At 65.2% G+C, this 11,976-nt stretch carries 19 protein-coding genes; 6 read left to right on the forward strand and 13 right to left on the reverse strand.

The features are described from left to right. Positions 1-80: 80 nt before the first annotated feature. From NIBR502772_RS19185 to NIBR502772_RS19205, 5 genes are all read right to left on the reverse strand, one after another. Positions 81-587 carry a hypothetical protein gene (locus tag NIBR502772_RS19185; RefSeq protein ID WP_141141363.1) on the reverse strand — a complete coding sequence of 169 codons (507 nt, stop codon included), beginning with the start codon at positions 585-587 and terminating at the stop codon, positions 81-83. Continuing rightward, the gene (locus NIBR502772_RS19190; protein ID WP_141142167.1) at positions 584-1,207 is read right to left on the reverse strand and encodes a signal peptidase I; all 624 of its coding nucleotides are present in this window, start codon (positions 1,205-1,207) and stop codon (positions 584-586) included. Before NIBR502772_RS19190 ends, NIBR502772_RS19185 begins: the two co-directional genes overlap by 4 nt. A gap of 4 nt (positions 1,208-1,211) precedes the next feature. Further along, positions 1,212-1,823 carry a hypothetical protein gene (locus NIBR502772_RS19195; RefSeq protein ID WP_141141364.1) on the reverse strand — a complete coding sequence of 204 codons (612 nt, stop codon included), beginning with the start codon at positions 1,821-1,823 and terminating at the stop codon, positions 1,212-1,214. A gap of 71 nt (positions 1,824-1,894) precedes the next feature. Continuing rightward, positions 1,895-2,437, reverse strand: coding sequence for an alternate-type signal peptide domain-containing protein (locus tag NIBR502772_RS19200; RefSeq protein ID WP_141141365.1), 543 nt, complete (start codon positions 2,435-2,437; stop codon positions 1,895-1,897). A gap of 234 nt (positions 2,438-2,671) precedes the next feature. Next, positions 2,672-3,889, reverse strand: a complete 1,218-nt coding sequence (locus tag NIBR502772_RS19205) for an MFS transporter (protein WP_141141366.1) — start codon at positions 3,887-3,889, stop codon at positions 2,672-2,674. Positions 3,890-4,009: 120 nt separating this feature from the next. Between NIBR502772_RS19205 and NIBR502772_RS19210 the strand changes: the two genes are divergently transcribed. Beyond that, a complete protein-coding gene (locus tag NIBR502772_RS19210; RefSeq protein WP_141141367.1) occupies positions 4,010-4,351 on the forward strand; it encodes a hypothetical protein in 342 nt (113 codons plus the stop codon). A gap of 127 nt (positions 4,352-4,478) precedes the next feature. Here NIBR502772_RS19210 and NIBR502772_RS19215 read toward each other — a convergent pair whose 3' ends face one another. The 3 genes from NIBR502772_RS19215 to NIBR502772_RS19225 all read right to left on the reverse strand — a co-directional run bounded on the left by NIBR502772_RS19215 (position 4,479) and on the right by NIBR502772_RS19225 (position 5,526). Continuing rightward, a complete protein-coding gene (locus NIBR502772_RS19215) occupies positions 4,479-4,817 on the reverse strand; it encodes a hypothetical protein (RefSeq protein WP_371706707.1) in 339 nt (112 codons plus the stop codon). Positions 4,818-4,971: 154 nt separating this feature from the next. Further along, positions 4,972-5,238 (reverse strand): type II toxin-antitoxin system RelE/ParE family toxin, encoded by a 267-nt coding sequence (locus NIBR502772_RS19220; protein ID WP_141141368.1) that lies wholly within the window; start codon positions 5,236-5,238, stop codon positions 4,972-4,974. Between the two features lie 6 nt (positions 5,239-5,244). Then, positions 5,245-5,526, reverse strand: a complete 282-nt coding sequence (locus NIBR502772_RS19225) for a type II toxin-antitoxin system Phd/YefM family antitoxin (RefSeq protein ID WP_141141369.1) — start codon at positions 5,524-5,526, stop codon at positions 5,245-5,247. 128 nt (positions 5,527-5,654) lie between these two features. Here NIBR502772_RS19225 and NIBR502772_RS19230 point away from each other — a divergent pair, with 128 nt between their 5' ends. Further along, on the forward strand, positions 5,655-6,152 hold the full coding sequence (locus NIBR502772_RS19230) for an SRPBCC domain-containing protein (protein WP_141141370.1): 498 nt from the start codon (positions 5,655-5,657) through the stop codon (positions 6,150-6,152). Between the two features lie 9 nt (positions 6,153-6,161). Beyond that, complete coding sequence (locus NIBR502772_RS19235; RefSeq protein WP_141141371.1) at positions 6,162-6,914, forward strand: SDR family oxidoreductase; 753 nt, start codon at positions 6,162-6,164, stop codon at positions 6,912-6,914. Positions 6,915-7,137: 223 nt separating this feature from the next. Here NIBR502772_RS19235 and NIBR502772_RS19240 read toward each other — a convergent pair whose 3' ends face one another. The 3 genes from NIBR502772_RS19240 to NIBR502772_RS22500 form a co-directional block, all read right to left on the reverse strand. Continuing rightward, a complete protein-coding gene (locus tag NIBR502772_RS19240) occupies positions 7,138-8,427 on the reverse strand; it encodes a MinD/ParA family protein (protein WP_141141372.1) in 1,290 nt (429 codons plus the stop codon). Between the two features lie 340 nt (positions 8,428-8,767). Continuing rightward, a complete protein-coding gene (locus NIBR502772_RS22495) occupies positions 8,768-8,905 on the reverse strand; it encodes a hypothetical protein (RefSeq protein WP_168223575.1) in 138 nt (45 codons plus the stop codon). Between the two features lie 107 nt (positions 8,906-9,012). Next, positions 9,013-9,156: a hypothetical protein gene (locus tag NIBR502772_RS22500; protein WP_168223576.1), complete on the reverse strand. Its 144-nt coding sequence runs from the start codon at positions 9,154-9,156 to the stop codon at positions 9,013-9,015. A 95-nt stretch (positions 9,157-9,251) separates the two neighbouring features. Here NIBR502772_RS22500 and NIBR502772_RS19245 point away from each other — a divergent pair, with 95 nt between their 5' ends. Beyond that, complete coding sequence (locus tag NIBR502772_RS19245) at positions 9,252-9,767, forward strand: GNAT family N-acetyltransferase (RefSeq protein WP_141141373.1); 516 nt, start codon at positions 9,252-9,254, stop codon at positions 9,765-9,767. 14 nt (positions 9,768-9,781) lie between these two features. On the opposite strand, the gene NIBR502772_RS19250 is transcribed toward NIBR502772_RS19245, so the two are convergent. Beyond that, positions 9,782-10,084, reverse strand: a complete 303-nt coding sequence (locus NIBR502772_RS19250) for an antibiotic biosynthesis monooxygenase (RefSeq protein ID WP_141141374.1) — start codon at positions 10,082-10,084, stop codon at positions 9,782-9,784. A gap of 286 nt (positions 10,085-10,370) precedes the next feature. Here NIBR502772_RS19250 and NIBR502772_RS19255 point away from each other — a divergent pair, with 286 nt between their 5' ends. Next, positions 10,371-10,808 carry a hypothetical protein gene (locus NIBR502772_RS19255; protein ID WP_141141375.1) on the forward strand — a complete coding sequence of 146 codons (438 nt, stop codon included), beginning with the start codon at positions 10,371-10,373 and terminating at the stop codon, positions 10,806-10,808. Positions 10,809-10,824: 16 nt separating this feature from the next. Here the strand turns inward: NIBR502772_RS19255 and NIBR502772_RS19260 are convergent, their stop codons facing one another. Further along, on the reverse strand, positions 10,825-11,640 hold the full coding sequence (locus NIBR502772_RS19260; protein ID WP_141141376.1) for an MBL fold metallo-hydrolase: 816 nt from the start codon (positions 11,638-11,640) through the stop codon (positions 10,825-10,827). Positions 11,641-11,806: 166 nt separating this feature from the next. On the opposite strand from NIBR502772_RS19260, the gene NIBR502772_RS22505 reads away from it, so the two are divergent. Next, entirely contained in the window at positions 11,807-11,947 is a 141-nt protein-coding gene (locus tag NIBR502772_RS22505) for a hypothetical protein (RefSeq protein ID WP_157769000.1), read from the forward strand. Positions 11,948-11,976: the final 29 nt, after the last annotated feature.

Consider the following 11,976-nt stretch of genomic DNA (forward strand, 5'->3'; position numbering starts at 1 on the left):
CTCCACACTCATCCATCAACGTGGCCTACTTCAGGGTGATCCTTTCGCACCACTTTGGCAACAGATCAGCCCTTGACCGGTCAGGACAGCGGACAGACGATCTTGCCGCCAGTGAGGACATGGTTCAAGGTGATGTCCATGGAGGACGCCGTCTGGTCCAGATAGGTCGCCGTGACGCGTACCGTCAAGGAGCCATCGGCAGGATTGTCCTTGATGATCTGCGACGTCTGCGCGGCCGGGCTTGCAACTATGACAATGTTTCCGGAGCCCAACGGGAGGAGGATTGTTGGCCCGGTGTAGCTGGTGCCATAGGTCCCGTTGGCCTGCAGGGCGGCGTACGTGATCGTGGCCGGTGCCGTCGTGGCCGTGACGTGGAGCGTAGCCGTCTTGTCCGAGTTGCTGTTGGTGCACGTGAGTGACCCGAGCGCCGGGCCGGGCCAGGCGCCGTTGGCGGTCGCCGTCATGGTGGCGGTGGCCGACTGCTGCCAAAGGGCGGACGCAGAAACCCCGCCGACTCCCAAGAGAACAGTCAGCACGAATGCGCCGATCGCCAAAGCAGCCCCCGGCACCCGGGCGGACCCTTTCACTCCGAGCCCTCGACGCCGGCCTTCTGCCACCGTCCCCGGCCGCGGACGCCTTTGACCACCAGCAAGGCACCGTAGCCAATCAGGCCGGTTGCGCCCAGTGTGACCCACAGGTTGCGGTCGGCATGGCCCAGCGCGTTGGCCGCGTAGCCAACGTACGGAACGGCGTAGAACAGCTTGCCCTTGACCTGCAGTTCACGCACGGGCTCGGCATCGTTGACACCGTTGTTGTCACCCTTGGTGATGAGGGTCTTCTCCCCCTCCTGGGTTGCCGCGAAGCCCACGATCCGGTGGGTTTCGACGTCGGGCCGGCCGGAGTACATCTGGAAGGTCACCACGTCGCCGTACTTGAGTTCGCCGAAGGCCACCGGCTTCATCACCAGAAAGGTTCCCGGCGGGAATTTCGGGGCCATGGAGTTGGTCAGCACGGTGTAGGTCTGGGATCCCGTGGCGCGGGGAACCACGATCAGCACCAGCGCTGCGAAAACGGCGACCATCAGGACCACGAAGTTCAGCACCTTCCCTACGGCAGCGAGGGTGATGCGACGCTGTGGCACTCCATCGACGGCGTTGCTGCGGGGAGCCACTTCCGCCGACGTATAAACAGCTTCTTCAACCGGCATCAGCTCAGGCGCAGCCACTTGGCACCCCGCAGAGCTGGCGGGCGGTGAGCGGAAGGCTGATGTTCACGGCTTGGCCTTTCAGGAGGACGGAGGTGGAGGAGCTGAGGCTGACCTGGAAGCACAATACGGTGCTTGCCGCCTTGGCGACGGCCGCGGAGGTGAGTCCTGCCGGCGTCAGCGGCGCGTATCCGGTCGCCGTGTTGCATTCTGCGACGGCGGACGCGAACTTTGCGCTCACCGTCACGTACTGGGCCAGGGTCCCGAGTCCGACGTTGGTTACCGCAGGTTGTCCCGCCGTGATACTGGTGCTGAACGTGCCGCCGGCGTTGGAGTTGTTGCCGATCACCAGGCTTGCGTATACGGGTGTCCCCGGCGCGAGTGATGTGACCTGGCCGACGTTGATGGTTGCTGACGCCCCTCCGGGAAGGCTCATGTTGGTGGCCTGCCCGGAGGGGCTCGCAGTGAGGCTGACGTCGAACGATGCGGAGGTTACGGTTCCCGGAGCGGCTGAGGTGCCGGCGTTCCACTGGGCGTAGGTGCCCTGCACGGCCAGCAGTCCCAGGACCACCGCTGCTGCGATGAGTGCACCGGCGCGCAGCATCCGCGGGATCCGCATTGTTCCTCCTGGTCCTGGTCCTGATGTGTCCCGATGGGCGGCCGGCTGATCCGCCGGCCGCCTAGTTCAGACTAGGACAGGCCGTCGCCCGCGGTGTTGACCTGGGTCAGGGTGAAACCGACATTGTTGAAGTTGTAGGTTGCGTTGACGTCCGCGCGGTCGGCGGTGGCGGCCTTGAATTCGAAGGTGATGGTCGCCGTGACCGTCTGGACGGCTCCCGTCGGGGTCAGCGGGTTGGAAACAGGATCGCCGGCGACAGTCAGTTCCACATCGGAAACCGTGACGTTCGCGGGAGTGAATCCGTTGGTTGCGGTGATCCCGGAGGTGGCGATCTCCGCGGCCATCTTGTCACCCGCCAGAGTGACGTTGAGGTCCTGCGTGAAGGTAAGCAAATCGCCCGGGACAACCTTATAGGTGGAGATGTCGACGTCGCCGCCGAGTCGGTCGGTCCAGGCGCCGACGCCGTTGACGACGTTCAGATCGCCGGCAACAATGATGCCCGGCGTCTGCGTGGCCGATGCGTTCCAGTTGGCCAGTGTGCCGCCGCCGCCCAGCAGCAGTGCTGCGCCCAGTGCGATGGCTGCAGATCCCTTGATCAATGTGCTGTTCTTCATGTGTGTCCCCTCAGACTTTTACGTGCTTGCTTTTCTAACTGGAAGCAACAGTGCACGCCGTAAATCAGGACAAAGCGGGGTATTCCATCAAGGTTTCCTCAAGAAACTCAACGTCTTAAAACGGGCGCCTGACCTGCAGTTTCTTCGGATAGGCCGCTTTTCGGCCGTCGGAAAATAGTCAATCAAAGTTAGTAATTCCAGTCAAACAAAGTTAGTAATTCCAGTCAATCAAAGTTAGTAATTCCGCCGGTGCTTCAGCCGCGGCAGCACGACCGCGAACACACCAGCCGCCGCGAACCCCAGGAAGCCTGTCGCCGAGACACCTGCACCCAGAGTAAAAAGCGCCGTCACCCCGGAGAGCAGGACGGGCCCGCCGGTTGATCCCGCGTCGGCGATGAACCGCCACAGCCCCAGGAACTGCCCGCGGCCGCGATCGGGCGAGAAGTCGGCGCCGAGCGTCATGATCAGGCCGGAGCTGATGCCGTTGCCGAAGCCGATCAGCAGCGACGCCAGCAGCAGCCCGCCAAAGGACGCAGACAAAGGGATGAGCAGCATCGCGACGCCCATGATGATGGTGGACGGGATGGCCACGAACAGCCTGCCGCGGCGGTCCATCACCTTGCCGGCCGGGTAAAACACCAGCATGTCGATCGCCCCGGACAGTCCGTAAATCACGGAAGCCTGGGCCGGATCCATCCCCAGATGGTCCGCCCACAGCGGGATGACCACCTGGCGGGACGCGCGCAGCGCGCTGAGCAGCAGGACCCCCACACCCAGCGTCAGGAACACGCGGGCATGCGAAACCGCCACATTCCGCAGCGTCGGCTCCGGACCCTTGTGGCCGCCGTCGGGCGCTGGCGGGACCACCAGGTCCGGGATGGTGACCGCCAGAACGGCGGCGGCCGCCATGCCCACCACCCCCACCCAGTACGCTCCGGCGATCCCGGCGAACTGCATCACGCCGGCACCAATGAACGGCCCCGCAAAGACGCCGATCCTGCTGACCCCGCCCAGCGTCGACAGCGCCCGCGCCCGAAACTGCACGGGCACCGCCTCGGTGAGGTACTTCTGCCGCGCCAGGCTGAAGACACTGGCGGCCATCCCGACGACGGCCATCGCCACCGCAAGCAGCCATAGTCCATTGGGAATCATGGATGACATGGCGGCGGCCGCGAGCGCCAGGGCACCCACGGCCGCGGCGCCGACGATGGACCAGCGTTCGCCGAACTTGAGCGTGATGAGGGAAGCCGGCAGATTGAAAAACCACGAGCCGAGCCCGATCAGGGTGACGATCAGCGCGGAGACCGCCACCGAGGCGCCGAGGTCACGGGCGGAGAGGACCACCACCGGGAGGACCGCGCCTTCGCCGATGCAGAACAGCAGCGCCGGCCCGAACGCGGGTATGGCGATGCTTCGGAAGTTGAACGGCTGTGGGGTTCCTGGCGAAGTCATCAGATTTATCTTATGCCGCCGGAAATTCGCCAGCTTTTAGGGGGTCACAAGCGGGCCTGCGAGGACTAACGTTTGCCTTGTGGGGCGCTTCCGCCTGCCCCTCTCAGCCAAGGAGGTCTCATGGGTGAAGTGTGGATCCGCACCATCAACAATGGTTTGGTCCGGGCCGACAAAGTCACGGAAATCGCATCCACCCGGGGGTCCCTTCATGAGGACCAGGGTTTTGCGCTGAAGGTCATCGTGGACGGCAAGGCCCACGTCGTCATTGACGACGGAGGTCTTCCGGGCACGCTTCCCGAACGGCTGGAACACGCGCAGCATCTGGAGGATGCGCTGCTGTTCGCCCTCGACGAGGCCCGCGAAGCCGACGCATCCATGGTGGTCTTCTTCGATCCGGAGAACGACCGCTGGGCCCTCGCTGCTGCGGCGGAGCTGGCCGGCGGGATTCCCGCCGTCGGATAACCCCCGACGGCGGCCCTCCACCAAAGCGCGAACGGACGGTTAAGCCCTCCCCCAAGCGCGAACGGACAGTTCAGGCCCTTCGAAACAGGGGCCTCAAATGTCCCGTTCGCGCCAAATGAAGCGTGGGTCAGGCTGCGGCGTGGCTGAACTCGGCCGCATGGGTGGTAGCGCGGCGGGGCGCGAGAATGCTCAGCGTGCAGTGGGTCTGCTGCGGGTCAATCCTGGTGGGAAGGTGATGCGTCTCGGAGCAGACCTGAAGCTGACGCAGGGCTTCGGGATCCACGCGGGCGTTCCGCACGTCCAATTCCAGGTCCAGGTTGTGCTTCAAAGAGTTGGCGCGCTTCACCACAACATAGAGGGCCTGGATGCTGTGGATGGTGACGTGGCCCTTGGCGAGAACCTGGGCCTTCGCGTGGTCGAGGTCTACACGGACAAGAATGCTGAGCTTTTCGGACAAGATGATCATGCCTTCCTTGCGTGGCTGCGACGCTGCAGCCGGGGAGGCCGCGACTCTGCGGCCAATGGCCGCGCCTCTGCAGCCTCATCCAGAGTAGGCAACGAATGTGATGTGCGCAACATTTGAACCCAGATATGTCGCCCATATCCCGGCGCACTCAGGACTACCTGGGCCGGTACACGTCGGCTCGGTGGTCGACCCGCAGGATACTGATGCTGTTGTGTTCCTCATCAATGGAGTACAGGACGCGGTAGGGGCCACGCCTGGCCGAGAGGAAGCCGGCCAGGTCCCGCTCCAAGGCCTTGCCTACCCGCTGAGGGTTTCTGGAGAGGTCGCCGTAGACGAATTCGATGATGGCCGGCAGTATCCGGGGAGGCACGGACAGCAGGTCCCGGCGTGCGGTGGGCGAGAAAATGACCTCATATGCCACCGGGGCTCAGCTCTGGTGCTTGGGGACGCCGAACTCTGCCCGGATCTGCTCCTCGGACAGGCCCTTACCCTCGGCTATGTCCTGTTGGGCCTGGGCAAGGTCTTCCCGGATGTTCGGCTGGGAAAGCCAGAACAGAGATTCCTGCAGCGCCTCCCATTCTTCGGTTCCGATGATCACGGCCGCGGGTACGCCGTTCTTGGTGATAACCACCTGATCATGGGTCACAGACGCGGCGTCCACGAGCTCGGAAAGCCTGGCCTTTACGGCAGAAATCGGTAACGTTTGCATGAGTTAAGCCTAGGTCCGAATTAAGGTCATCACAAGACCTGAATTTCTCGTCAGAGGTCCATAGACGGGGACGCTCGACCGGGACTTCTGATACGTTTGCCCAATCTCAGCTACAGAAGGGGATTGGCATGTCCGGCACGTATGACGTCGATGTGGTCAGAGAGTTCAACGCTCCGCCGAGCCGGGTCTGGGCGGCCTGGACGGTGCCCGGCGACCTGCGCCAGTGGTGGGGGCCAACAGGTTTCACATGCCCGCGCGCGGAAGCCGACGTCCGCCCCGGCGGCCGAATCCTCGTGACGATGCGCGCGCCCGCGGAGTGGGGCGGGTTCGAGCAGCACAGCACATGGAATATCACCGAGTTGGAACCCTTGCGTCTAATCCGCTACGTGTTCAACTTCGCTGATGCCGATGGCAACCGCATCACGCCGGCAGAGGCGGGCATCCCCGCCGATGGCGTTCCCGCCGACGGGGAACACGAGGTGGTGCTGACCGACCTCGGCGACGGGCGCACGATGCTGCACATGACCGAGCGCGGGTACGGTACCGAGGAGGCACGGGACATGTCGCAGAGCGGCCTTGAGCAGTGCCTCGACAAAATGGCCGCGCTCGTGGAGGGACGGCCATAGGATCTGAGCATGCATATTGCCGTTCCAGGAGGTACCGGAACCGTCGGCCAGCATGTCGTCTCTATTGCCAGGGACCGCGGACATAAGGTGACAAGCCTGACGCGATCAGAAGGCGTGGACCTGTTCACGGGCCGCGGGCTGCACGAAACCCTGCAGGGTGTGGACACCGTTATTGATGTCTCCGGAATCCAGACGCTTTCCACCAGGAAGGCCGTGGACTTCTTCACCGCCGCCACCCGGAACCTGCTCGCAGCGGAGAAAAAAGCCCAGGTACGGCACCATATTGCGCTCTCGATCGTGGGCATCGATAAGGCTGCGTCGGGGCTGTACGCCGGGAAGCTCGCGCAGGAGGATGCCGTCCGGCACGGAGAGGTGCCGTGGACCATCCTGCGGTCCACCCAGTTCCACGAGTTTGTCCCCATGGCCATCAGCGCCGCCTCGATTGGGCCGGTGGTCCTGGTTCCCCAGATGATCACTCAGCCGGTCGCGGCGCGGGAAGTGGCTGAGGCGTTGGTTGACGCGGCAGAGCAGGGACCCCGCGGACGGGTTGCCGATCTTGGCGGGCCCCGTCGGGAGCAGCTCGCGGACCTGGTCCGCACGTACTTGCGGAAATCCGGGCAGCGGAAGCTGGTCGTGAAGGTAGCGGCACCCGGCCTCATGGGTCAGGCCATGCGTCGCGGTGACCTGGTCCCGGCGGCAGGCTCCGCCGTCGGGCTCCAGACGTTCCACGAGTGGCTGGAAACCAGGCGTCCAGTAGCCTAGTGGCGCTGCCTGTGGCGCATGACCGCCGCCGCGAGTCCCATGGTGCCCATCAGGGATCCGAGGATGATTGCCAGGCCTGTGAGGTATTCAAGAATGGTCATCGTTGACGCACCTTTCATATGGCTGATGCGCTGACGCTAGTGACCGATGCTCAGGATCAGCGAAGGATCGCCGGGTGCGTTCACTCAAGATTGTCGCCCACCCAAAAGTAGGCAGAAAAACCCTACCGGTACCCGTCCACGATCGACGCCGCGATTTCCTTGTACGCCCGCCGCGTCTCCGGCTTCAGCACGTCCAGGGTGACCAGGTCGCCGTCGGCCACGCCGCGGTCGTGCGGGACGGCGATGAGCTGGCGGCAGATCCCGGCGAGGTGCTCCTCGATGGCGTCCTTGTCCACGCGGGAGGAGACCTCCTCCTTGTCGGTGATGACCACCACGGCGTTCCGGGCCAGGTCCTCGTACCCGTGGCTCGCCAGCCAGTGCAGGGTGCTGCGGGCACGCTTGGCCCCGCTCACCGCATACCCGGCGGCGATAATAATGTTGTCCGCCGACTGCAGGATCCCGCTCATGGCATTGTGCGTCACGCCGGTGCCGCAGTCGGTCAGCGCCACGGAGTAGTAGTTGGAGATGAGCTTGCGGATCCGCAGGTACTCGGCGGCGGTCAGCGAGTCGGAGACCTCGGGGTCCTGCTCCCCCGCGATCAGGTGCAGACGGCCGGCGTGGTGCATGTACCGGGCCAGCGCGGTGAGCGAGTCGACGCCCTCGATGTTCGCCAGCAGGTCCGTGATGGTGCGTGGGCTGGCCTGCTGGTAGATGCCCTCGCCGAGGGCGCGCTCCACGAGGTCGCCGGAGTCCGGGTTGGCGTCGATGGCGCAGGGCGGGTCGCCGCGGAATTCGGCCAGCGTCAGGCCCACGCCCACCGTGGTGGAGGTTTTGCCGATGCCGCCCTTGAGGCTCAGCACCGCCGTGTTGTAGCTGCCCTGCAGCTGGCGGGAGATGCGGCGGCCCAGCTCGTCTTCCTCGCGCTGTTTGGCGCTGGGGCCCATGTTCCAGGCCCCGCCCGTGAGCGAGTAGAGGGCGCCGCGGACGCCGCCCACCGGCCGGGGCTTCTGCTCCTTGACGAACAGGCCCGGGGAGCTGATGAAGTCGGGCATGGGGCTGTCGGCGATGATGTCCGCGGTGGTGGGGCGGATGCGCCGGAACGCCGGTGCCGGCTCCGGTGCTTCCTCAGGAAGGTACGACGACGGCGGCGCGGTTTCGTCGCCGTCGTACGCCACTGCGGGGGTGCCATAGTCCGGCTCGGCCGGCTGCCCGTCCTGCGGCGCCGCCTGCGGCAGCGGGGTCACCGGCGGCCTGGCGGGCCGGCGGGTGGGCGCCGGGACGAAGGTGATGGGAGCAGAGGGCGCGGGGCTGGTTTGGTCGGCGGCGGCCGCCGCCTCCGCCCAGGAACTGCGGCGCGGTACCGGGGTGCCGGCGTCGGGGGTGCTCGAAAGATCTGGCGTTACGGCTGGCATGGTTCCTGTCTGGGCATCCAACAGCGCACCGTCGGCGCGACGGAGGTCACGGCGTCGCCGGGGCGGTTGCGGTGGCCCTGCATCTTCTGCGATGGGGCGTGCGTTCTGATCCGCCGGATCGGGCATGTCTGTCCCCCCAGGACTTTCGGCACAAGGTTCTGCGGCACTTTACGGACTGATTCAATCAGTAAGTCTAGGCGCTGGGCAGAAATACGAGGTCAGCCGCGGGTGAGCGCGGCAATCACCACGCCGGCGGTGAGGACCAGAAGCACGGCCAGAATGGCGTAGGCCTGCCATTTGGGGCGGCCCTTATGCGGGTTGATATCGATATAGGGCATGGCTAGCTTCGGATACTCCTCGTGGCGGTCACCCGCACTGCGCGTCGCTTCCGGCGCAGCACGTGGTACATCGCAGAGAAGGGAATCAGCAGTGTGCCCAACAGTGCGCACAGCGCCAGGACATAGTCAGTGAGAGCCACAACGATCTCCGAACATTAGAGTGATCCCCCATGCGATCAGAGGTCACGCTATCGGTCCGTCACGGGATTGACAAATCGCGTCATTGGCCGCGGCGCGCCGCTATCCGTCACCGGTTGAGCGCGAGCACCACCACTGCCGCCGTGGCCGCTGCCAGGGCGGTCAGCGCAACGTAGGAAACCGCCTGAAATCGGCGACGGCGGAGCTCACTCCGTGTGTCGCGCGCGTACTGTGTGCCCCCATACTTACCCATGCCACAAGGCTATGAACACAGCCTCAAGGTTTGCTCAAGTCATACCGAATGTGACCTCCGTAGGTGCCGGAGGCGCGATGCGGTTGACTGTCCAGATGGAATCCCCCGGGTTTGCCGATCTTGCCAAAAAGGGCGTAACGCCCGACGCCGGGACGGTCGCCGAAGTGCGTCCCGCCGGTCCTGCGAACCTGGAGGCGATCGCCGCGATCGAGCACGGCCGCGGCCAGTTGAGCCCTTCGGCCCTGACTGCAGCCGTGGCGGACCCGTACAGGCACGTTGTGGTGGCCACCGTTGACGGGGCCGTCATCGGTTGGGGCAAAACACATTACTGGGACCACGACGACGGGCCGGCACCTTCCGGGCATTACCTCGGCGGCGTGACGGTCCTGCCGGCGTGGCGCAGGCGCGGGGTGGGCGCGGCGCTGACGGAGGCTCGGTTGCAGTGGGTCTGGGCCCGGGCGCCGCATGCCTGGTACGTGGTCAATGCGGACAACGCCGCATCCATCGAGCTGCACCGCCGCTGGAACTTCACCGAGGTGGCGCGCGGGCCACGGTTCCACACCACTACATTCAGGGGCGGGCTGGGCCTTCTGATGTGTGCCAAGCCGTAGCGGGGCGGAAGCCCTCAGGCGTTCAGAACAACAACAGGCTCGTAGTGCTCCACGATCGGGAACGGCGAGTAGAAATGATGCAGAAGCGCGCGCCATTCCTGGTACCCGGCCGATCCTCGGAAACCCTCGGTATGGTCCTCGAGTCGCGCCCATTCCACCAGCAGCAGGTACGTGGCCGGGCTCTCGATGCAGCGGGACAGCGTGAGGCCTTGGAATCCGGGCATGGAGCCAATGATCGACTTCGCCTTGCCAAAAGCAGTCTCGAATTCCTCCTCCATGCCGGGCCGGACGGAGAGCAGTGCGTGTTCGGTAATCACCCAACCATCATGCCTGAGGCCTCGCCGGACGGGGGCCCAGGTGAGGCATGGTCCGTGGGAAGGGCCGTGGGACTTCGCGGGAGGCATGCTAAATTCAAAGTGGCATACATCACTTAAGTTGATGAATCCCCGTTCGCCCGGTGCAGGGGCGTCTGGAGTTGCCGCTGTAGCCACGCGGCGGCCGGAATGCACACAGCGAAAGAGAGCCAGCCATGGCCGCCTCGCACTCCAGACGGTTCCCTGATCACGCCACCAGCCTGTCCGGCCGCCCCGCAGCCGCCTGACCGTGCCCATCCATCCCGAGGGGCCCGGCACTAACCGGCCCAACGGACTGGCTGATGGCGGTCCGATTGCCTGCGCCCGCTGCGGCTCCGACGGCACGCTGACGCTGCACTCCATCACGGCCGCCGGCCCGCCGCCGGACGTCCTGCTGGAGGTGGGGTATTCCTGCGACGCCTGCAACCTCCACCATGTCGGGAGGGCGGGCGTGGCTGCTGTGGCCGCAGTTTTTAACCGGCTCCACAGCCCCAAGGGCGTCCTGGTCTTCGGCCGGCACTACATCCACTGCGGGCTGCCGATGCAAAAGATCGGCTCGGAGGTGCGGCGGCTCAGCGTCCCGGGCCTTTCGGCCGGGCCGCCGGAGGACGCGGTCGGCGTGTACCTGACGGCTCAGGTCCTGCGTTGTTCCTGCGGCTTCCAGATGGACGTGCCTGAGCAGGGGTGAACGACGACGGCGGGCGCTAGTGCAGCGGCCGCGTTTCCTGCAGGCGCTTGATGAACCAGCGTGACTGCTCCGGGCCGTAGGGCAGCACGGGGATGGCCTTGGTGGCGTCGGTGGGGGTTTCGCGGATGGACTGCTGGGCCTGGCGGACGGCAGTGGTCATGGTGTTGGCCATGGTCTTGACGAACTGGTCGCTGCACGGCTGGCCGTGGCCGGGGATCAGGAACTCGTAGCGGTGGCGCAGGGCCGAGATGTGGCGCAGGGAGTCGGCCCATTCCTCCGGGTAGGAGTCCTCGAAGGACGGGTGCGCGCCCTGCTCAACGAGGTCGCCCACGAAGAGGGTGGTGGTGGTGCCCACCAGGAGGTCGCCGTCGGTGTGGCCTCGGCCCAGGTAGAAGAGCGTCACGGTGATCCCGCCCAGGTCCACCAGCACGGGCTGGTCCTTGACGATGGCGTTGGGCACCACCAGTTCCACGTTCTCACCCTCGCCCGTGGACATCTCCGGTTCCAGCGTTCCCACGAACCGGCGCTGCAGGTCCCCGTGGTCGTCGATCTCCTGCGCGCAGTTTTCGTGTGCCCAGAACTCGGTGGCGCCGTCGGATGCGAAGACGGCGTTGCCGAAGAAGTGGTCGTAGTGCGCGTGCGTGTTGACCACCACCAGGGGCAAAGAGGTCTTCTCCCGCACCGCGTCCAGGATTTCGCGCCCCTGCCGCGGGCCGCAGCCGGTATCGATCACCATGGCCCGCTCGGAGCCCACAATCAGGCCGGTGTTCAGCAGTGATCCTTCGGTGACCAGCACGTAGTTGTCCGCGCCGACGTCGAGCCATTCTGACATTGTTTCTCCGTACCTCCGGAAAGCGACTGCGTTCTTCTTGGCCCCGATTCTACCCGCGGGCCCTTGGAGTTTCCGGGATGCGGGACGCGGTCCGGGCCGCATGTGGAGATCCACATTCCTAGCCGGGATTTCGCCTTAAATCCATCGAACTGCGTAACATCTCGCTATGCAGACAAAACAACACGCGTGCTTCTGTGATCACTGCGGCAGGATCACGAACCACGTGACCCACTATGTAAAGGCCGACGGCGGTGGCCAGCTGATCGCGACGGTGCGGTGCGCTGAGCATGCAGAGGAAGCCGTCTGACGCTGAGGTCGCTGGACCGCTTGATTCTG

This window comes from Pseudarthrobacter sp. NIBRBAC000502772 (assembly GCF_006517235.1).
Classification (GTDB): Bacteria; Actinomycetota; Actinomycetes; order Actinomycetales; family Micrococcaceae; genus Arthrobacter.